Source organism: Aeribacillus sp. FSL K6-1305 (assembly GCF_038050115.1).
Classification (GTDB): Bacteria; Bacillota; Bacilli; order Bacillales; family Aeribacillaceae; genus Aeribacillus; species Aeribacillus composti.
The window spans coordinates 1,609,546-1,629,812 of sequence record NZ_JBBOQV010000002.1; the positions used below are offsets into that span (position 1 = coordinate 1,609,546).

General features: G+C 40.9%; 18 protein-coding genes and 1 riboswitch. Of the genes, 11 read left to right on the forward strand and 7 right to left on the reverse strand.

Features of this window, described 5'->3' with window-relative positions; all coding sequences use genetic code 11:
* Positions 1–130 precede the first annotated feature (130 nt).
* Positions 131–424, forward strand: coding sequence for a DDE-type integrase/transposase/recombinase (locus NST97_RS17700; protein WP_341343574.1), 294 nt, complete (start codon positions 131–133; stop codon positions 422–424).
* Positions 425–646: 222 nt separating this feature from the next.
* Here the strand turns inward: NST97_RS17700 and pckA are convergent, their stop codons facing one another.
* Positions 647–2,236: a phosphoenolpyruvate carboxykinase (ATP) gene (gene pckA / locus NST97_RS17705; RefSeq protein ID WP_063386648.1), complete on the reverse strand. Its 1,590-nt coding sequence runs from the start codon at positions 2,234–2,236 to the stop codon at positions 647–649.
* A gap of 268 nt (positions 2,237–2,504) precedes the next feature.
* A riboswitch (SAM riboswitch) is annotated at positions 2,505–2,696 on the forward strand.
* A 205-nt stretch (positions 2,697–2,901) separates the two neighbouring features.
* On the opposite strand from pckA, the gene metK reads away from it, so the two are divergent.
* Positions 2,902–4,107 (forward strand): methionine adenosyltransferase, encoded by a 1,206-nt coding sequence (metK, locus tag NST97_RS17710; protein WP_063386575.1) that lies wholly within the window; start codon positions 2,902–2,904, stop codon positions 4,105–4,107.
* Positions 4,108–4,797: 690 nt separating this feature from the next.
* Here the strand turns inward: metK and NST97_RS17715 are convergent.
* Both NST97_RS17715 and NST97_RS17720 read right to left on the reverse strand, forming a co-directional pair.
* Entirely contained in the window at positions 4,798–5,328 is a 531-nt protein-coding gene (locus NST97_RS17715; protein ID WP_066249451.1) for a phosphatase PAP2 family protein, read from the reverse strand.
* A gap of 172 nt (positions 5,329–5,500) precedes the next feature.
* A complete protein-coding gene (locus NST97_RS17720; RefSeq protein ID WP_341343516.1) occupies positions 5,501–6,028 on the reverse strand; it encodes a gamma carbonic anhydrase in 528 nt (175 codons plus the stop codon).
* Positions 6,029–6,096: 68 nt separating this feature from the next.
* On the opposite strand from NST97_RS17720, the gene NST97_RS17725 reads away from it, so the two are divergent.
* The 3 genes from NST97_RS17725 (at position 6,097) to ltrA (ending at position 9,848) form a co-directional block, all read left to right on the forward strand.
* Positions 6,097–6,876, forward strand: a complete 780-nt coding sequence (locus tag NST97_RS17725; RefSeq protein WP_341343517.1) for an alpha/beta hydrolase — start codon at positions 6,097–6,099, stop codon at positions 6,874–6,876.
* Positions 6,877–6,912: 36 nt separating this feature from the next.
* Positions 6,913–7,992, forward strand: a complete 1,080-nt coding sequence (locus NST97_RS17730) for a tetraprenyl-beta-curcumene synthase family protein (protein ID WP_063386578.1) — start codon at positions 6,913–6,915, stop codon at positions 7,990–7,992.
* 596 nt (positions 7,993–8,588) lie between these two features.
* On the forward strand, positions 8,589–9,848 hold the full coding sequence (ltrA, locus tag NST97_RS17735) for a group II intron reverse transcriptase/maturase (RefSeq protein WP_341343575.1): 1,260 nt from the start codon (positions 8,589–8,591) through the stop codon (positions 9,846–9,848).
* Between the two features lie 207 nt (positions 9,849–10,055).
* Here the strand turns inward: ltrA and NST97_RS17740 are convergent, their stop codons facing one another.
* Positions 10,056–11,387 carry an IS4 family transposase gene (locus NST97_RS17740; protein WP_341343518.1) on the reverse strand — a complete coding sequence of 444 codons (1,332 nt, stop codon included), beginning with the start codon at positions 11,385–11,387 and terminating at the stop codon, positions 10,056–10,058.
* A gap of 119 nt (positions 11,388–11,506) precedes the next feature.
* On the reverse strand, positions 11,507–12,343 hold the full coding sequence (locus NST97_RS17745; protein WP_341343519.1) for a MurR/RpiR family transcriptional regulator: 837 nt from the start codon (positions 12,341–12,343) through the stop codon (positions 11,507–11,509).
* A 191-nt stretch (positions 12,344–12,534) separates the two neighbouring features.
* Here NST97_RS17745 and NST97_RS17750 point away from each other — a divergent pair, with 191 nt between their 5' ends.
* From NST97_RS17750 to NST97_RS17765, 4 genes are read left to right on the forward strand one after another with little or no spacing between them, the layout of a single operon-like run.
* Positions 12,535–13,434 (forward strand): cell division protein FtsQ, encoded by a 900-nt coding sequence (locus tag NST97_RS17750; RefSeq protein WP_341343520.1) that lies wholly within the window; start codon positions 12,535–12,537, stop codon positions 13,432–13,434.
* On the forward strand, positions 13,406–15,121 hold the full coding sequence (locus NST97_RS17755; RefSeq protein ID WP_341343521.1) for an ABC transporter ATP-binding protein: 1,716 nt from the start codon (positions 13,406–13,408) through the stop codon (positions 15,119–15,121). Before NST97_RS17750 ends, NST97_RS17755 begins: the two co-directional genes overlap by 29 nt.
* Positions 15,105–15,932: an energy-coupling factor transporter transmembrane component T family protein gene (locus NST97_RS17760; RefSeq protein WP_341343522.1), complete on the forward strand. Its 828-nt coding sequence runs from the start codon at positions 15,105–15,107 to the stop codon at positions 15,930–15,932. The genes NST97_RS17755 and NST97_RS17760 overlap by 17 nt, the downstream gene beginning before the upstream one ends.
* A gap of 26 nt (positions 15,933–15,958) precedes the next feature.
* Positions 15,959–16,708, forward strand: coding sequence for a PHP domain-containing protein (locus tag NST97_RS17765; protein WP_341343523.1), 750 nt, complete (start codon positions 15,959–15,961; stop codon positions 16,706–16,708).
* A 663-nt stretch (positions 16,709–17,371) separates the two neighbouring features.
* Here NST97_RS17765 and NST97_RS17770 read toward each other — a convergent pair.
* Both NST97_RS17770 and NST97_RS17775 read right to left on the reverse strand, forming a co-directional pair.
* Positions 17,372–17,959 (reverse strand): class I SAM-dependent methyltransferase, encoded by a 588-nt coding sequence (locus NST97_RS17770; RefSeq protein WP_094245288.1) that lies wholly within the window; start codon positions 17,957–17,959, stop codon positions 17,372–17,374.
* Positions 17,956–18,921: a TIGR01212 family radical SAM protein gene (locus tag NST97_RS17775; RefSeq protein ID WP_063386580.1), complete on the reverse strand. Its 966-nt coding sequence runs from the start codon at positions 18,919–18,921 to the stop codon at positions 17,956–17,958. Before NST97_RS17775 ends, NST97_RS17770 begins: the two co-directional genes overlap by 4 nt.
* Positions 18,922–19,079: 158 nt before the next feature.
* On the opposite strand from NST97_RS17775, the gene NST97_RS17780 reads away from it, so the two are divergent.
* Both NST97_RS17780 and NST97_RS17785 read left to right on the forward strand, forming a co-directional pair.
* On the forward strand, positions 19,080–19,343 hold the full coding sequence (locus NST97_RS17780) for a YtzC family protein (protein WP_063386581.1): 264 nt from the start codon (positions 19,080–19,082) through the stop codon (positions 19,341–19,343).
* A gap of 452 nt (positions 19,344–19,795) precedes the next feature.
* A complete protein-coding gene (locus tag NST97_RS17785; RefSeq protein WP_311067003.1) occupies positions 19,796–20,185 on the forward strand; it encodes a GntR family transcriptional regulator in 390 nt (129 codons plus the stop codon).
* Positions 20,186–20,267: the final 82 nt, after the last annotated feature.

Consider the following 20,267-nt stretch of genomic DNA (forward strand, 5'->3'; position numbering starts at 1 on the left):
TATTTCACGAGCTGCTTACTATAAGTGGTTAAAACGTTTTCCCTCAACATGTTGCAGAAAATATATTGAATCGTGAATTTACAGCGGAAAAGCCAAGTGAAAAATGGGTAGCTGATGTCACAGAATTAAAATAGGTTCATCAAAGAGAGCCTATTTAAGTGCTATTCTTGATCTATATGATGGATCAATTGTGAGCGATGTTTTAGGACATTCCAATCATCATCATCTTGTATTCAAAACGTTGGATCAAGCCACCGTACTTTTAAAAGGAGAGCATCCACTTATTCATAGTGACCGTGGGTTCCAATATACCTCTCATGGTTTTAAACGTAGGATAGACCAAGCAGAGATGACACAAAGTATGTCAAGAGTAGGCAGATGCATTGATAATGGGCCAATGGTATCTTTTTGGGGAACGCTTTAAATGCGAGAAGTATTATTTACATAAGTATCAGACATTTAAAGAATTAGCTCTTGCGATGGATGAGTACAACCGCTTTTATCATTATGAAAGGTATCAAAAAAATTAAGCGGCTTTAGCCCCATGGAATATAGAGCTAAAGCCGCTTAGGTATATTTTTATTATTTCTACAGTCTACTTGACAGGGGGCAGTTCAAAGCCGGTAGCCGAAAGTAAGTAATTTTTTTATATGATTGGACCGCCAAGTTCTTCAATTTCCTTCGGAACGTTCGAGAATTTTTTGAAGTTCTCTTTGAATGCTTTTGCTAATTCATACGCTTTTTGTTCATAAGCGTTTTTATCACTCCATGTTTTAATAGGCTGTAAAACTTCATCAGGCACTCCTGGAACATGAGCAGGAATCGCCAGCCCGAAAATAGGGTCTTTTACAGTTTCCACCTCATCGAGTTCGCCTTCCAATGCTGCCTGAACCATGGCTCTTGTATAAGCAAGTTTAATTCGTTTTCCTACTCCGTATTCTCCGCCGGTCCACCCTGTATTGACTAAAAATACTTTCACATCGTGTTCTTCGATTTTTCTTCCGAGCATTTCAGAGTATCTTGTAGCTGGAAGCGGAAGAAATGGTGCGCCAAAGCATGTGGAGAACGTTGTTTTAGGGGAAGTAATACCCCTTTCCGTTCCAGCAAGCTTGCTCGTATAACCGCTTAAGAAATGATACATAGCCTGTTCTTTCGTTAATTTGCTTATTGGCGGCAGAACACCGAACGCATCAGCTGTTAAAAAAATAATAGTGTTAGGGTGACCCGCAATGCTCGGTTTAGCAATATTGTCAATCGCTTCAATTGGATAAGCCGCACGGGTGTTTTCTGTTAATAAGGAGTTGTCATAATCAGGAATTCGTGTCGATTCATCAACCACAACGTTTTCCAAAACGGAACCGAATCGAATAGCGTTATAAATTTGAGGTTCTTTTTCTTCAGACAAGCCGATGCATTTTGCATAACAGCCGCCTTCAATATTAAAAATACCAGATGAAGACCAGCCGTGTTCATCATCACCAATTAATCGGCGTTTTGGATCGGCGGAAAGTGTTGTTTTGCCTGTTCCCGATAAACCGAAAAAGAGCGCGACATCGCCTTCTTGACCGACATTGGCGGAGCAGTGCATTGAAAATATATCTCTTTCTGGAAGCAGGAAGTTCATGACGGAAAAGATAGACTTTTTCATCTCGCCTGCATATTCAGTTCCGCCGATCAGGATTATTCTCTTTTCAAAAGAAATAATGATAAATGCTTCTGAGTTCGTTCCATCCACAGCTGGATCTGCTTTAAAGGAAGGAGCGGAAACAATTGTAAACGGATTTTTATGCTCCTTTAAATCGTCTTGGCTTTTCGGACGGATAAACAGTTGGCGAGCAAATAAATTTTGCCACGCCAATTCATTGACCACTTGAATTGGAAGACGATATTTTTTGTCAGCTCCGGCAAATCCGTTAAAAACATAAATTTCATCTCTATTTTTTAAATATTGTATGACTTTTAAGTACAGTTTTTCAAAAACTTCTGATGAAATTGGCTTGTTGACGGGTCCCCAATCAATTAAATGCTTGACAGAATCTTCTTCAACGATGAATTTATCTTCTGGTGACCGGCCGGTATATTTGCCTGTTGTAACCGAAACTGCACCTGTATTTGTTAAAAAACCTTCTTTCCTAGCTAAAACTTTTTCTACAAGCCGTGCGACTGGTAAATTATGATATGCATTTGGTCCGCTGATCAACGAAGCTAATTCATTTGATACATCTACAATATTCATATACATACCATCCTTTTTTTGCATATTTGAAATGGTTTTATAGAAATAGTATAACACATTCGCAAAAATAATCCATCCTATTTATCGATTTCTGAAAATAATGTTTTTACTATATATTTTGCCTTCATTTTTGGGCATCATACGAATCATGATTGATCAGCTGATACTGAAATAATGGATATCAGATGATTTGGAAAATTACAGAGAAGCTTTATTTATTGTTGACAAGTACTTTTTTGCTCCTGTATGATATACATTTGAACGGATACTCTTATCCCGAGTTGGCGGAGGGACAGGCCCTATGAAGCCCAGCAACCGGCTCGTTGAAAGAAGACAGTAGAATATGGCTTTCAAAATCCCGGTATTCTATGGACATACAACATGATGCGAAAGAATTCCATATTCATAGACGAGCAATGGTGCTAACCTGATGCAAGGTTATATCCTTGAACGATAAGAGTGAAAGGCAATGATGTTTATAACAACCTTTCCTCTGGCAGGGAAGGTTTTTTCTATGTATAAGAGAAATCTCGTTTAGCCAAGTTTTTCTTATCGTACGCAATTTTGATATGTTTACAATAGTGGCGAGGGAATGAGTTCCGTGTCAATGTCAAGGAGTGTAGCACTCCATAAACATCATTTTAAGTTTGAGGAGGATGCAGTAAATGACAAAAAAGCGCCGTCTGTTTACATCTGAATCCGTAACGGAAGGGCATCCGGACAAAATTTGCGACCAAATTTCAGATGCGATTTTAGATGCCATTTTAGAAAAAGATCCGAACGCACGTGTAGCTTGCGAAACATCTGTCACAACCGGACTTGTATTAGTCAGTGGAGAAATTACGACAAGCACGTATGTGGATATACCAAAAATTGTGCGAGAAACGGTCAAAGAGATCGGCTATACGAGAGCTAAATACGGTTTTGATGCTGAAACTTGTGCTGTTTTAACATCAATTGATGAGCAATCACCCGATATTGCTGCAGGGGTGGATAAAGCTTTAGAAGCGCGAGAAGGACAAATGACTGATGAAGAAATTGAAGCGATTGGCGCTGGAGATCAAGGGTTAATGTTCGGTTTTGCATGCAATGAAACGAAGGAATTAATGCCTCTCCCGATTTCCATTGCCCATAAGCTTTCACGCCGGCTTACAGAAGTTAGAAAAAGCGAAGAAATTCCTTATTTGCGTCCGGACGGAAAGACGCAAGTTACGGTAGAATATGATGAAAATGAACAGCCGGTTAGAATTGACACAATTGTCATATCGACTCAACACCATCCGGAGGCAACTTTAGAACAAATTAAGCAGGATATTAAAGAAAAAGTAATTGATCCGGTTGTTCCAAAAGAACTGATCGATGAAGAAACAAAATATTTCATCAACCCTACCGGACGTTTCGTTATTGGCGGACCACAAGGAGATGCAGGATTAACGGGACGAAAAATCATTGTCGATACTTACGGAGGCTATGCGCGCCATGGCGGAGGAGCTTTCTCAGGAAAAGATCCGACGAAGGTAGACCGATCTGCAGCTTATGCGGCTCGTTATGTAGCGAAAAATATTGTCGCAGCCGGACTTGCAGACAAATGCGAGGTTCAGCTGGCCTATGCAATTGGTGTAGCGAAACCTGTCTCTATTTCTGTTGATACGTTCGGTACTGGCAAAGTAAGCGAAGATGTTTTAGTTGAATTAATTCGCAATAACTTTGATTTGCGCCCAGCTGGCATTATAAAAATGCTTGACTTGCGCCGCCCGATTTACAAACAGACAGCTGCTTACGGTCATTTCGGACGCAACGATCTAGATTTGCCATGGGAACGCACAGATAAAGCGGAAGCTTTGCGCGAACAGGCTCATCAATATTTGTAAAATAAAAAAGGTGTCCAATGCGATGCATGCATTAGACACCTTTTTGCTTGTGCGCCCGGCATGGGTGTAATCTATAGGGTGAAAGTCCCGAGCTGCGAAGGCAGAAGTAGCAGTTAGCTTAACGCAAGGGTGTCCGTGGTGACGCGGAATCTGAAGGAAGCGAGCGGCAAACTTTGGGTCTCTCGGAACACGAACTTCATATGAGGCTAGGTATCACTGGGTGAGTTTGCAAGACAAAACAAAGCCCTTTCTGCCGAAGGTGATACAGAGTAAATGAAGCAGATGGATGGAAGGAAAGATTACACTCTTACCCGGGGAGGTCTGGCTGGCACGCCAAGTAACCTTGGTAACCTATCTAGTGATAGATAGCTGAACAGTCAGAAGTCAGCAGAGGTCATAGTATTAGTTGGTCTAGAACAACTAAGAAGGACCGAACAATTAAGAGAGAATAGCCCTTGGCATTCAGTGAGTCATGATGAACACAGAAAACGTAGTACCTCACTTGAGGGAGGAAGCGGTGAATCCCGTGGGAGATCTCTTGGAGGGTGGAGTGACCACTGGCATAAAGAGAACAGCTATTCACGGAAGTTATAAAGACTTGCGTCAATTATCTTAATTGAACCGCCGTATACGGAACCGTACGTACGGTGGTGTGAGAGGACGGGAGTTAATCGCTCCCTCCTACTCGATTTATGGTCCGAATGCGACAAAACAGATGGTGCCTGCTGAAGCTCCTAGAACTATTCCCGCCAGCACATCTGAAGGGTAGTGTAGGCCAAGAAAAATTCTTGATAGTGCCACACTGAATGCGAGAGGAAGCAAAATCCATGTTAAGGCTGGAAAAAAGAGCAAAAATGGTGTTGCCACTGAAAATACAGCTGTCGTATGTCCAGAAGGAAATGAATGGTCAGTTAACGGATTTTCTAACACTTTTGTTTCAAATAATGTAAGATAAGGCCGTCTGCGTGGATAAATTCTTTTCACAATGAAAACCGGAATATGACTGAAAAAAAGAGCAGCTGAACTTGCCAAGGCAACAGTTTTTACAGGTTCATTAAAAAATAACATCAGCATTAAACATGTTGCAATTGAAAAAACAGCCCCTCCTAAATGAGTAATATACCGAAAATAAACATTCAGTCCTTTTCGTTCAAAATGCGAATTAATCAGTTTGAACAACTTGCACTCAAATTGGTAAAGCTGATTCAGCAGTCTGCCCATGTTAAAGTTCCTCTTTTCAAAAAGCAAAAATTCTTATAAAAAATTTTCTCTCATATTTATGTAAACTTCAACAAATCTAATAAAAATTTTACAAAATTTTAAAAATGCATGAAGCTGCCCGGTAAAGAATGACATTTGAAAGAGAAAGTTTTAAAATGTTTTTATAAGCAATTTATATGCTGTTCATACGAGCAATATTTTTATAATATTGAGCTTTTTCGATATACTCGCGACGGATGCGCTCCATATCTTGAAGATCTTCTTCTGTTAATTCTCTAATCACTTTGGCGGGTCTTCCGAATGCTAAAGTTTTCTCAGGTATCTTTTTGCCTGGCGGGACAAGACTGCCTGCACCGACAAAAGCGCCTTTTCCGATTTCTGCTCCATCCAGAATAATCGAACCCATTCCAATTAGAGCTCCTTTCCGCACAATCGCACTGTGGAGCAGAACTTGATGGCCGACGGTTACATCATCTTCAATAATTAACGGTTTATTTGGGCTCTGGTGCAGACAGCATTGGTCTTGAATATTGACCCGATTTCCAATAATAGTTGGGGCGACGTCACCGCGGATAACCGTCTGAAACCAAATGCTTGATTCATCTCCTATTTGAACATCGCCGGTGATTGTGACAAAATCAGCTATATAAGCCGAATCGCTAATTATAGGTTTTTTGTCTTTATATGGATAAATAACCATGGGAACCATCCTTTTCTTTTTTTCATATTATAACAAATTTTCCGTCATGTTCGGAAAGGAGTTAATTTATGTGGAAATGGGTAAGTTCTAGTCCTAAAGCTGCGATTGTCATCATTCATGGAGCTTTAGAACATCATGGACGTTACAAATGGCTGATAAAAAAGTGGCAAACAAACGGGTACCATGTTGTCATGGGGGATTTGCCAGGACAAGGAAATTCATCCTCCAGACGGGGACATGTCCAATCGTTTGATGAATATATTGATGAAGTTGACCGTTGGATCAGGGAGGCTCAATCTTTCCAATTGCCGCTTTTTTTGCTGGGGCATAGCATGGACGGTTTAATAGCCATACGTACGCTGCAGAGAAATAAAATTCCGTTAAACGGGGTCATTTTATCTTCGCCATGTTTAGGAATTTTGCAAAAACCGAGTAAAGCGCTCGATCTTTTGGCAAAAGGATTAAATATTTTCGCGCCTAGGGTACGCTTTGATTCCGGTTTGACAGTTGAGATGGCAACGAGAAATAAGGAAATTCAAGACATAAACAGAAACGACTCCCTTTACGTAAGAAAAGTTTCTGTGCGCTGGTACAGAGAGCTTCTTCATGCTATTGAACTAGCATTTCAGCAGCTTCCGCAGTTTCCAGATGTCCCTCTTTTCGTCATGCAGGGAGGAGAAGACAAAATTGTTGATAAATCAGCAGTTCAAAAATGGTATAGTCAGTTGAATCTCACGGAAAAGAGCTATAAAGAATGGGAAGGACTATATCACGAAATTTTTAATGAACCGGAAAGAGAACTTGTTTTTCAAGATGCGTTGAGATTTACAGAAAGCCATTTAACATAAACACTGGAATTTTACAATGAAGAGGTGAGTTGATCTTTGAGTATACCTGAACACCCTATCAGCCTTATGTCAAGAGTTTATAGGGAAATTCTTCCGACCGTCCATTATTACTTAGATGGGTGGAAAAAAAAGGCTGAGGAAATACCGAATCCTGAATTGAGAAAGCAGGCGCTTGCAAGCATAAATACGAAGGCATTTCATTGCGAAGGAGGAAGCATTTTAGCGCTTTTGTCGAACTCTCATATAGAGGAATGCATAGAGTTTATCGTTGCTTATCAAACGATTAGCGATTACTTGGATAATTTATGCGACAGAAGCACTTCTTTTGATCCGGAAGATTTCCGCATGCTGCACCAATCAATGAAGGATGCGCTGTCGATTCATGCAGAATTAAAAAATTACTACCAATTTCGTGAGGACCAAGATGACGGCGGATATTTAAAAGAGCTTGTCATGACATGCCAAAGAATGCTGAGCCAATTGGAGAACTATCCGGTTATAGCTGGCTATTTGATGGAGCTTTGCGAATATTATTGTGAACTGCAAGTACATAAGCATGTAATAGAAGAGGAAAGAGTGCCAAGGCTAGTACAGTGGTTCGAACAATATAAATCTTCCCTCCCGGATATGCGGTGGTATGAATTTTCTGCCTGCGCTGGATCGACATTGGGCATTTTTTGTTTAGTCGCCTATGCATTTCAGCCCAGCTTTAACGAAGCGATTGCCAAAAAAATTAAAGACGGTTACTTTCCATATGTGCAAGGGCTTCACATTTTATTGGATTACTTTATTGATCAAGAGGAGGATCAATTGGAGGGCGATTTAAATTTTTGCAGTTTTTATGAAAGCACATCAGAAATGATGGAACGATTAGCTCATTTTGTACATGAAGCGGACAAAAATTTAAAAGGTATTCCGAACGAAAATTTTCATAAATTAATTAACCGCGGATTGCTCGGCATTTATTTATCTGATGACAAAGTATTAGTACATAAAGATTTAGGAAAGCTGGCTAAAAAATTAATAAAAAAAGGAGGAACAACCTCCGTTTTCTTTTATGTGAATGCTAGGGCATATCGAACGTTCCGAAAATGGAATTTGATTAAATCTTCTTGATGGATAAAGCTAGCCGGGATATTATTCCCGGCTATTTTGCTTGTGCGCCCGGCATGGGTGTAATCTATAGGGTGAAAGTCCCGAGCTGCGAAGGCAGAAGTAGCAGTTAGCTTAACGCAAGGGTGTCCGTGGTGACGCGGAATCTGAAGGAAGCGAGCGGCAAACTTTAAGGTCTCTCGGAACACGAACTTCATATGAGGCTAGGTATCACTGGGTGAGTTTGCACAACAAAACAAAGCCCTTTCTGCCGAAGGTGATACAGAGTAAATGAAGCAGATGGATGGAAGGAAAGATTACACTCTTACCCGGGGAGGTCTGGCTGGCACGCCAAGTAACCTTGGTAACCTATCTAGTGATAGATAACTGAACAGTCAGAAGTCAGCAGAAGTCATAGTACTCTTTCAAGCTCGAGATGGAAGAGGAAGGACTGAACAATTAAGGAGAACGAATCGCTAGGCGTTCATCTTCTGTGTGGAAGCAGACAATCCGATAGGACTTACTTGAAGGAGGAAGTGGTGAATCCCACGGGGGACTTCAAGAGGGTGGAGCAGAAGATGGCACAAATAGAAGAATTCGTTCACGTGGAGAGGATATCAATGTTGATGGAAATGATTTTGTCACGGGAAAATCTCCTGGCGGCACTGAAACGAGTCGAACAGAATAAAGGAGGTCACGGAGTAGATGGCATGTCCGTAAAAGACCTACGAAGACACCTCTACGAAAATTGGGACTCCATTCGACAGTCGTTGAGAGAAGGAACCTACAAGCCCTTACCCGTCCGTCGGGTCGAAATCCCGAAACCGAACGGTGGAGTAAGGCTTCTAGGGATCCCTACCGTGACGGATCGTTTCATCCAACAAGCGATTGCCCAAGTGTTGACGAAAATTTTTGATCCGACCTTCTCGGACCATAGCTATGGTTTCCGCCCAGGCAGAAGGGGACATGATGCGGTTAGGGAAGCAAAGGGTTATATCAAAGAAGGATATCGTTGGGTAGTCGATATAGACCTAGAGAAATTCTTTGACAAGGTGAATCACGACAAACTGATGGGGATCTTGGCGAAAACGATCAAAGATCAAATTCTACTGAAGGTAATTCGCCGGTATCTTCAATCAGGCGTGATGATCAATGGAGTGGTAATGGAAACGGACATGGGAACGCCTCAAGGCGGCCCGCTTAGTCCACTTTTATCAAACATCATGCTTCATGAATTGGATAAAGAGCTTGAGAAACGTGGACATAAGTTTGTTCGGTATGCGGATGACTGTAACATCTATGTGAAAACAAAGAAAGCAGGAATTCGTGTCATGAATTCCATTACGAACTTTATCGAGAAGGAGTTAAAGCTCAAGGTAAATAAAGAGAAATCGGCGGTAGACCGTCCTTGGAAACGGAAGTTTCTCGGTTTCAGCTTCACACTCAATAAGACTCCAAAGGTACGGATTGCGAACGAAAGTGTGAAACGTTTGAAGAACAAGATCCGTGAAATTACATCAAGGTCGAAACCGTATCCAATGGAGAAAAGGATTGAGAAACTGAACAAGTATTTAATGGGATGGTGCGGATATTTTGCCTTGGCAGAAACACCAAGTAAGTTCAAAGAATTTGATGAATGGATTAGACGAAGGCTTCGAATGTGTTTGTGGAAAGAATGGAAAACCCCGAAAACAAGAATTCGGAAACTCAGAGGATTAGGGGTTCCAAGCCATAAAGCATTCGAATGGGGCAATACACGCAAGAAATATTGGCGGATTGCCTGCAGTCCCATTCTACACAAAACCCTCGACAACTCCTATTGGAAGCGTCGGGGGTTAAGAAGTCTATTCGAAAGATATCAAGCACTACGTCATACTTAATTGAACCGCCGTATACGGAACCGTACGTACGGTGGTGTGAGAGGTCGGGGGTTAGTCACCATACCCGTCAAGTTAGCGGTATAAAATTTTTTAGGATGATACGCATGTTCGAAAAATCAATCAAAGGATGAAGAGAAAACCAAATGCTGGGCATGCCAAATAACCCTCAAGAAGAGGGTTATTTGGCATTTATATCCATGACCCACACTACCATATCTCCAATTTCTTTAAAAGATCCGATACCGTTTCCTCTCCTTTCCTTCGGTCTTTCCTCGCGTGTTTCCTTAACAGAGACAGGAGAGATGGAAGGGCGGTTTCCATCGCTTGGGGATGCAAAAGAAACCGATGCCAATACGATTGGAGGATATTAAGCGCTTTCCATTCACTGATCTCGATTCCCTCCCGTTGATGCCAATACCTTCGGGCTTGGAACAGAAGAGTCTGCGTGACTAAAATGGCAATCAATGTCCCATATAAGTGGCATTCGAATCGTTCCTTCTTCATCTTTTTGACACGGTCAAGATCAAATAAGGATTTCCAGCCCTTAAATAACAGCTCCACTTGCCAGCGCAGCGAATACAGCTCATAAACTTGTTGCGCATCAAACGATTCTTGTGGTAAATTGGTCAGTAAGATGTGATATTTCTTTTGTTCAAGGGTTTGGCGTGACAGCGCCTTCCCTTTCTTTTTTTCCTTTTTCCGCACGTACGCCAGCCGTTTTTCCCATTCTTCCGCCGTGAGACGGCGAAAAATCAGACGCGGAACATACAGGCGTTGGTGTCCGATATACACGTGTTCCACTTCCACGGCTTCCCCCTCGCCCAATCGATTTCCTATCGATTCCCAATCCCATTCGTGCCACTCCCCGTCCTGTTTGATATAGACTTTGATATCGGAACGCAACCGGGTAATATAATAAGCACCTCGAGCATCGATCTCCGCCAGCGTGGCGAGTGAAAAAAACCCCAGATCCCGAATGCAAAGGTCATTCGGTAAAATCGTGTGCTGGGTATGATAAGCAAAACGGGCATCGGAATCATTGGCCTGTTGGACGCACAGCTGAAGACAGGTTCCCGATAACAGCTCATACTCAAATTGAATTTTGGCGCCAGATGAAACCGAACCTTGATAGTCCTCACCATAGTCGGTCGGAAGTAAAAAACTGGTAGAGTCTAAGATCCGCAGACGGGTGAAACAAGCGCGATACGTTTCGGTGATGGAAGAGAGTGCCGGACGTTGATGCATCAGGAGAGTAAAAAAGACCTCTTTTAAAAACGCCACGGCACGAGGCGTAAACCGCTGATTCAGTCCTTCATTCGAGAGAGAGCAATCATGCCAGAGCGCCAAATCGGCACACAACCGCTGAAGCGACTGACAGGCGAGCGATCCGTCTCCCCAAGCACATAGCGTCAGAAAGGCTTCCGCTGTTAATGAACGCTGCCGCTGAATGAATCCGACTTTCCGTGCCAGACGGGTCAGTTCTTCATAGGAGAAGAGTTGACGAATCGTTTTTATCCATGCCTTCATCTTTTTTGCCATCAAAAAATAATCCTTTCCAACGATGATTTTCGTTAGAAAGGATACCATGTTTTTGGCGCTGAAAAAAGATCAAATTCTTAACTTGATGGCTATGGGGTTAGTCACCCCCTCCTACTCGATTAATTTGGAATGATGTCTCCATATTCCTTACGTAACGAACTTAATTTCTTTGCATTTGCGATCGCTCGCTTCTCAAGTTGCTGACCAATGAGCATAACAAGCGTTTCTACAACAATAGTCGGTGCGACCATCGAATGAAACTCCCATGCATCTCCTCTATAGGCGTAAAGGACGTGATCAGCAAGGTTATTCATATCCCCAACTAGTTGGTCTGTAAATAAAATCGTTTGAATGCCTAATTTCCTTGCGTAATCTAGAATTGCTTCTGACTCAGGCTGTAGTTTAACAAATTGAAACAAAACGATACAATCGTCTTTGCTAAAGTGGATCATTGATTCATAAATTTCATGTCCGCTTTTTGCGATCCGTTCGACTGAAATGCCGAACCGCCTTAAACGATGCGAGAGTAAACTTCCGAGTCCTTCTGAAGAAGATGGGGCATGGATAAAAATGCGGTTCGCTTTGATCATTTCAATTGCGGATCGATGTAGAGCTTTTTGGTCGAGATGGGTATGCGTTTGTAGCAGATGTTCATAGTTTTGTTCAATCATTCGATCGAGTACATCATCTCTACCAATGTCTAAAATAAAATTTTTCAGTTTATTTTCAGGTGTCACTTCAATTCGCTTTTTTACATCGTTTTTAAATTCGATAAAACTTTTAAATCCAGCTAATGGAAAAAAGCGAGAAACCGTTGCGGTACTTACTCCTGCTTCTTCTGCTAAATCCTCGATGGACATGTAGGCTACTTTCATACCTCTTTTTTTAATCACTTCTAAAACGCGTTGATGGTTTGGCGTCAATTGAGCAGGATCTAAATTTAATGAAAGCGTCAATGTTTGCCCACCTTTCTTATAACATTTCGTCTCTAATTTTATTATAAACAAAGATTTTTATTAAAAATGTAAATTTTTTTTCATATTGAAAAATAATTTTCTAAATTTAGTATCTTTTTTACTAAGTCACAACACTCCTTTAACAATTGATCGGTATGATGAAGATAGAATATAAAAGGAGGCAAAAAGAAATGTCGAATCAGTTATCATCTAGATATGAATATACGCAGTCACAAAAGATGATTGTTTTTATTTTGGCGATGTCGCTGAATGGTCTTGCAAATTTATTTACAGAGATTTTGCCTGAATTTCAGCTTGGGCCAATTGACTTATCCATTTCATATTTAGCATTTATTCCGTTAATTCTCGTTTTCTTGTTCCATCCACTAATTGCAGCAATCGGTGCATCAACAGGTGAAATTATTTTTGGAGATTTACTACTCGGTGATTTTAGCGGACTCGGTGAAGTAGAAGGTTTTATTGAATTTACGTTAGCGATGTATATAGCAGGATTGCTCGTCCAAGATCCGTCTAGCAGAAAACAAATTGGAATTGCTGCGATTGTCGGTGTAGGAATCGACCAAATGTTAAGTTCGATTGTCGATATTGGAAAAGTTTGGGTTGGAATCGAAGAAATTGAAGCCGTTGCTGGTTTACCAGAAAGTATCGTTGCGATTGAAGCGTTTAGCTTTGTCAAGGAAATGGTAATTTCCGGAGTATTGTTTGGACTAATTCCTACATTGTATTTTATGCCGAAACTATACCGTAAAATTGAACCGTTAATGGGAATTAAACCGCGAGAAGCAAATGATCGGGCTTCTATGACGACATATATTTCCGTTCGCTTTTTAATTGTTGCAGTATTCCTTGCGTTTGTCGGTCTTGTTGCAGAGTTTATGGCAGAGATGGATATTAACTTTGCTGTTTGGGATCCGGATTTCTTAGAACAGTTTGGAGATGGCTACATTTGGCTTCCGATTTCGGCTGCAGCAATCATCGTTATTTTAGTGTTTAGTGTGGCCGTTCGTTTAGCGAAGAAAAAAATAAAAAGGATCATGATCAATGGTCAGCGTAAAAGAACCTCTTATTGAAATTAAAGACGTGCATTACCAATATCCGGGTTCCGATCAGCCGGTGTTAAATGGAGCGAATTTAACCGTTCACAAAGGTGACTTTCTCGCAATCATTGGCGGAAATGGCAGTGGAAAATCAACGCTTTGTAAAACGATGAATGGATTAATCCCGCATTATTTTTCCGGGGATTATAAAGGAGAAGTGATCGTAAACGGGAAAGTAGTAAAAGACCATCCCGTTTCCGTTCTCAGCCATCATGTCGGCTATGTGTATCAAGATTTCCAGTCACAATTAATGAAGCTAACCGTTTTTGAAGATGTAGCTTTTTCACCTCTCAATTTCGGATATCCTGATTATAAAGAAAGAGCGGAAGAAGCAATGGACCTCGTCGGTATTTCCCATTTAAAAGATCGAACGATTTGGGAATTAAGCGGAGGGCAAAAACATTTAACAGCAATTGCAGGTGCGTTGGCATTAAATCCGGACGTGCTTATTATCGATGAACCTGTTGCACAGCTAGATCCGAAACATGCGACCGAAATTTATGATCGCTTAAAGTATTTAAATGAAGAACTTGGAAAAACGATTATTGTCATTGAACATCATACGGAATTTATCGCAAATTACTGTAAGCATGTTGTGCTCATTGAAAACGGTCAAGTAAAATGGCATGAACCGGTAAAACTAGGTTTATTAAAAATAACGGAACTGGAAGAATTGCATATTTATCCACCCCAAGTTACGCAAGCTGCGATCAATTTAAATCCATATGGCAATATGCGGGACTTACCGATTACAGTCGATGAAGCGACAACGTATTTCAAACGGTTTAACATTGCCGATGTCGTACCAAATCAACAAACGGTTCCACATAATGGCCAAGAAATAGTGACGATAAACGATGTTTCTTACGAAGTGAAAACGTTAAATAAAGAAAGAAGGAAAGTTCTCGATATCGATGAATTAACTTTATTTGAAGGAGAGCGAGTAACGATTGTCGGAAATAACGGTGCAGGGAAGACGACGTTACTTAAAAGTTTAGCTGGAATTATCAAACCGCAAAAAGGGGCAATAACAGTCAATGGTGTGAATGTGTTGCGAACACCAGCAGAAGAGCTTTCCAGTCATATCGCCTATATTTATCAAAATCCAGAGGAAATGTTCATTCAAGATACTATCGAAAACGATATAACGTTCTTTGGCAAGGTTCGGAATTTAGACCATCAAATCCGCTATGAAAAAATTGCAGAGATGTTAAAGTTGGATGAACTGCTTCCAAAAGACGGACGTTTACTCAGTGGTGGACAACAGAGAAGGTCTTCTGTAGGAATTGGTTTGGCGATGGCCCCTGCCGTCATGATGCTTGATGAACCTACTGCTAGTTTAGATGTCGGAAATCGCATACAGCTCGTAGAAATTTTACACGCGATCCGTGACCGGGTAAAGACCGTTCTTATTGCAACGCATGATATGCAACTAGTTGCAGAATGGGCGACAAGGGTGATCGTGATGGAACATGGACGAATTGTGTTCGATGGCTCACCGCGGGAATTATTTGAACGAGTTCCAATTTGGCAACAAGCAGGGCTTAAGCTTCCGCAGATTGCTGAGTTAAGTCTTGCGCTTAATATTCATCCGGCTTTGTCAGTGGAAGAATTCATCGAGCGGGTAGAGGAGGCAGCAAAAGATGGAATTAATGGATAAAGTTAAAGACGTTTTAAATGTAGAAACGATTAAATTGGAACTCATAAAAACTGCGTTTGGAAAGCCTGACGTATATTTAGCGAAAATTGATCCGCGGGTACTAATATTTTGGTACTTAATCGTCAGTTTAGTGCCGTGGTTTACGTTTAATAATACAATTTTGCTTGCCATTATCATGTATACCGCTATCCTAGCTGTTATATCAAGGGTGAGCCCGCTCATTCTTACATTGCTCGGAATTGGGATAATGACGGAGTTGTTTACGATTTTCGTTGGATCGTTATTCTTTGGTGACGGTTCTTTTGCTGTCGTTTTACCACTTTTAACTTTTTCGATGAAAATTTTTATTATGTCAATCGCAAGTGTATCGGTTTTTGCGAGTATGAGTCCAGAGCGTCTGAGTGACGGACTGTTAAGCTTAGGGCTTCCAGCACAATTTAGTTTTGCTGTTTCTTATGCGTACCGGATGCTTCCGATTTTGCTTGATGAATACCATCAAATTTTCCAGTCCTATCGAATGCGGGGAAAATCGCCGGAACGTCCGGGCTTTTTAAAGTGGCGAATGGTTTATTACTATATCAAAGTGATCATAAAATCGTTTTATCCACTTATGTTGAACGTCGCAAAACGAACGAGGCTGACGGTAGAAGCATTAGAAGTGCGCGGTTTTTCTTATTCGCTTCATAATCCGGAAGCGAAAAAACAGAAGTTGGCATATTTAAAGTTAAGAAAGCAAGATTATGTTTTCATTGTCTTACATCTCGCCATCCTATTATCTATTTGGTGGCTAGGACACACGTTTCCATCTTAAATTTGTCGGACTGAAAGGAGATTATTATGTTTATTGATTTTCATACCCACGCCAACTTGGCGAAAAGAATACCGAGTTCAATCGACGAATTCGAAAAGAAAATGGAAGAAGCAAAAGCGAGCGGATTAACCGCAGTTGCTATAACGGAACATTTTAATTCGAGAAATATTATCGAATTATATGAAGAAATGGAAAGTAGGTTCCCTTATCAAGATGAATATTACACTGTTTCCGGCATGAAAGTATTTTGTGGATTGGAAGTAGATGTTCGAGAAACAGGACATTTCCTCGTGATCGGATCACGTGAACACATTATGAGCATTGCAAAGTATCTTCTTCCTCATCAAGAAAAAACAGCATATATTAAAGTGAATGATTTAATTGCATTGCTTCAAGACTACAATGTTTTAAAAATTGGTGCTCACCCACTTCGTGAAAAAACACCGTGGAATCATCATGAAACAGAAGTGCTCGAACAGTTCGACGCATTTGATTTAAATGGAAAAGATTTATATACATACGGAAGAGAAATGGAACAACGAGTGAAGCAATTTGCAGAACCGTATAACATACCAGTTGTTGGTGGAAGTGATACCCATCAGGCAATGCAGTACGGGTCAATTCGAAATGAATTACCGGAGTGCAACACGATTGATGAACTGAGAGAAGCGATTAAAAAACAAGATTACAAAGTAGAAATCTCTCCGTGTCTTGAAGTGAAAGTAAAAGCTGCGGCTGAGATTAAAAGAATGATTAAAGAAAAAGCGATCGTTTAGGTAAAAACGAAGAACAACTTTTCTTCGTTGTTCTTCGTTTTTTGGGTGCGCCCGGCATGGGTGTAATCTATAGGGTGAAAGTCCCGAGCTGCGAAGGCAGAAGTAGCAGTTAGCTTAACGCAAGGGTGTCCGTGGTGACGCGGAATCTGAAGGAAGCGAGCGGCAAACTTTGGGTCTCTCGGAACACGAACTTCATATGAGGCTAGGTATCACTGGGTGAGTTTGCAAGACAAAACAAAGCCCTTTCTGCCGAAGGTGATACAGAGTAAATGAAGCAGATGGATGGAAGGAAAGATTACACTCTTACCCGGGGAGGTCTGGCTGGCACGCCAAGTAACCTTGGTAACCTATCTAGTGATAGATAGCTGAACAGTCAGAAGTCAGCAGAGGTCATAGTATTAGTTGGTCTAGAACAACTAAGAAGGACCGAACAATTAAGAGAGAATAGCCCTTGGCATTCAGTGAGTCATGATGAACACAGAAAACGTAGTACCTCACTTGAGGGAGGAAGCGGTGAATCCCGTGGGAGATCTCTTGGAGGGTGGAGTGACCACTGGCATAAAGAGAACAGCTATTCACGGAAGTTATAAAGACTTGCGTCAATTATCTTAATTGAACCGCCGTATACGGAACCGTACGTACGGTGGTGTGAGAGGACGGGAGTTAATCGCTCCCTCCTACTCGATTTTCGATTGCTACAATAAACGGAGGGGAATTTTTTTGGTTTAAAAAACGATATTCAAGTACATGAGCAGTATGTTGATCGATTTGTTCGGCAAATTTAAGAAGCTCATCTCTCTCACGTTTTCCTTCCGGATGGCCGTGATAAACGACCAGCACGATCATTCCACCGGGTCTTAATATGGATAAAAGCTGCTTTACTGCTTCAATAGTTGATTCTGGTTTTGTCACAATGTTTTTTTGGCCACCGGGCAAATAACCGAGATTAAACATCGCACCGGCGATATGATTGTGATGTTTTTTCGGAATCGTATTGAAAATGTCATCATGGCTGGAATGAAACAAAGTAACACGGTCGATTAAACCGGATTCCTTCAATCGTTTTTTTGTCTCTTCAAGCGCTTGTTTTTGAATATCATATCCAAACACATGACCTTGTTCGCCAACGAGTTGAGCTAAAAAGACGGTATCATGTCCGTTCCCGACTGTTGCATCAATAACGATATCGCCGTTTTGGACAGCGGAAGCCATCAATTTTTTTGCAAATGGAAGAATGCGAATGAGGTTCATTTTGACATCACTCGATCTTTTGTATAATACTTCCCTTGGTAGCTGTTTCGTTTTTCGAGTTCGGCATCAATGGCATTCAGCACTTCCCATTTGTTAACGCTCCACATCGGCCCTATCATTAAATCGATCGGACCGTCGCCTGTAATGCGATGAACGATCATTTCGGGAGGCAGTACCTCTAGCTGATCGCAAACTAATTGTACATATTCATCAAAGGATAAAAAGCGCACCATCCCTTTTTCATATTGCTTAACCATCGGTGTACCTTTTAACAAATGGAGCAGATGAATTTTAATTCCTTGAACATCCAGCTTAGCAACTTCTTTTGCAGTTTCCATCATCATATCGTACGTTTCAAGCGGAAGACCGTTTATGATGTGTGTGCAAACTCGGATTCCGTGCTTTCTGAGCTTGTTAACTCCTTCCACATAACATTCATAATCGTGCGCACGGTTAATTAAATCAGCGGTCCGCTGGTGAACGGTTTGCAATCCTAATTCAACCCAAAGATATGTCCTCTCATTTAATTCCGCCAAATAATCAACAACATCGTCAGGCAAACAGTCAGGCCTTGTAGCAATGGACAAACCGACAACTCCTTCGAGACCTAATACCGTTTCATATTTCTCACGAAGAACTTCCACGGGTGCATGAGTGTTTGTAAATGCCTGAAAGTAAGCAATATACTTTCCGTTTTTCCATTTCTCATGCATTTTGCTTCTAATGTCGTGAAATTGCGTAACAAGATCATCAGCTCTGTTTCCGGCAAAATCGCCCGACCCTGCGGCACTGCAAAACGTACACCCGCCATGTGCTACCGTACCGTCGCGGTTTGGACAGTCAAATCCTCCGTCTAAAGCAACTTTAAACACTTTATCTCCAAATGTATTTCGTAAATGGTAATTCCATGTATGATACCGTTTGTTGTCATTCGTATACGGAAATGGATTGTGGTTCGCCAATTCCTACTCCTCCTGTTTCGATATACTATCAAGACATTTTACCATGATTGCCAAACCAATCTCAAATAAGAATTTACCAGCTTTTTTCATGATGGAGCTTGCAGAAATAGCGAAAAATACAGTTGATGAAGAAATTCTTCATCAAGGAGGGGATTTGTTTGGCTACTAGACAATCCGTGGAAGAGTGCATTCAACATTGCCAGCAAGCATTGGAATATGCAAATGAGCAATATATTGAAGGACTGAAACAGGAGCATTACAATGATGAAGAATATACAAATGCACAGCAAAAGCTTCAAGATGCGCTTGCAGAAGTGGAAAAACTCAGTTTAAGCGCAAATGACCAGCAGCGGGAGCAGCTTCACCGCATGCGCCTTCAACTGCAGCATCTTCAAAATGAGATGATTTTGCTCGATCATTAAAATTCCAGGGCAAAGCCTGATTGTAGGCTTGCCCTTTAATTGCAATTATGATTTTTCATTTATTCTTTAGCCGATTTGATCTTATATATAAATTTGCATAAGGAAAGAATGGTTTTTGGAATAAAAACGAAAATATAGAATAAAAATATCTTTCAACAGATTGCGCTATTACCGATATAAAAGCTCGGCTCAATGCGAATGAACGATTACATTTTAAAACAAAATCGGGATCAGTTTGTTGAAATCAGCCAAACTTCTAGCAAAAGCTGCTATACGACTATGTACATCATAATTTCCCTAAGATCAAGAGCCCCCGAACGAGTGAAATCATTCAGCGTTTTTTATATGCGGAATCAGAAAATGTTGATTGCATCTTTTCTGTATTATGTGTACTATATAATGTAGTACACATAATACAAAAGAGTCCTTTTTGTAAGAAAGAAGGGTATTTGATGTTTGAAATTGACCCGAGAAGTGCCACTCCGATATATGAGCAGATCATAAAAAAAATGAAAGAACTATGTATCAAAGGTGTGTTAAAGCCTGGCGATAAACTGCCCTCTGTAAGAGAGATGTCTTCCATGATTATCGCTAATCCTAACACGGTTTCAAAGGCTTATAAAGAGCTGGAAAGAGAAGGCTTGATTGAAACGCTGAGAGGACGGGGGACATTTGTATCGAAAATGGTGCAGAAAAAGCTGGATGAAGAGAAAATTGAAATAATTAAAGAGGAGCTGCGGCAAATTATGATCGATGCATTTTATGCAGGAATCAGCTTTGAACAAATATACCAATGGATGAAAGACATGAATAACGAATTTGCCAATGCTTTTCATAAATAAAGTTTAGCAAAGAAAAAGTATTTGAATCTCTGCAGCGAGTTTCAGCTTGTTTGGCTAAAACGGTTCAGAAAAGATAAAGGAA

Excerpts from the sequence above, each read along its gene's own strand:
- ltrA (WP_341343575.1), top strand. The coding sequence starts at position 8,589 with ATGTTGATGGAAATGATTTTGTCACGGGAAAATCTCCTGGCGGCACTG.
- NST97_RS17720 (WP_341343516.1), bottom strand. The coding sequence starts at position 6,028 with ATGGTTATTTATCCATATAAAGACAAAAAACCTATAATTAGCGATTCG.
- NST97_RS17740 (WP_341343518.1), bottom strand. The coding sequence starts at position 11,387 with ATGGCAAAAAAGATGAAGGCATGGATAAAAACGATTCGTCAACTCTTC.
- NST97_RS17750 (WP_341343520.1), top strand. The coding sequence starts at position 12,535 with ATGTCGAATCAGTTATCATCTAGATATGAATATACGCAGTCACAAAAG.
- pckA (WP_063386648.1), bottom strand. The coding sequence starts at position 2,236 with ATGAATATTGTAGATGTATCAAATGAATTAGCTTCGTTGATCAGCGGA.
- NST97_RS17725 (WP_341343517.1), top strand. The coding sequence starts at position 6,097 with ATGTGGAAATGGGTAAGTTCTAGTCCTAAAGCTGCGATTGTCATCATT.
- NST97_RS17770 (WP_094245288.1), bottom strand. The coding sequence starts at position 17,959 with ATGAACCTCATTCGCATTCTTCCATTTGCAAAAAAATTGATGGCTTCC.
- NST97_RS17760 (WP_341343522.1), top strand. The coding sequence starts at position 15,105 with ATGGAATTAATGGATAAAGTTAAAGACGTTTTAAATGTAGAAACGATT.
- metK (WP_063386575.1), top strand. The coding sequence starts at position 2,902 with ATGACAAAAAAGCGCCGTCTGTTTACATCTGAATCCGTAACGGAAGGG.
- NST97_RS17715 (WP_066249451.1), bottom strand. The coding sequence starts at position 5,328 with ATGGGCAGACTGCTGAATCAGCTTTACCAATTTGAGTGCAAGTTGTTC.
- NST97_RS17765 (WP_341343523.1), top strand. The coding sequence starts at position 15,959 with ATGTTTATTGATTTTCATACCCACGCCAACTTGGCGAAAAGAATACCG.
- NST97_RS17755 (WP_341343521.1), top strand. The coding sequence starts at position 13,406 with ATGGTCAGCGTAAAAGAACCTCTTATTGAAATTAAAGACGTGCATTAC.
- NST97_RS17785 (WP_311067003.1), top strand. The coding sequence starts at position 19,796 with ATGTTTGAAATTGACCCGAGAAGTGCCACTCCGATATATGAGCAGATC.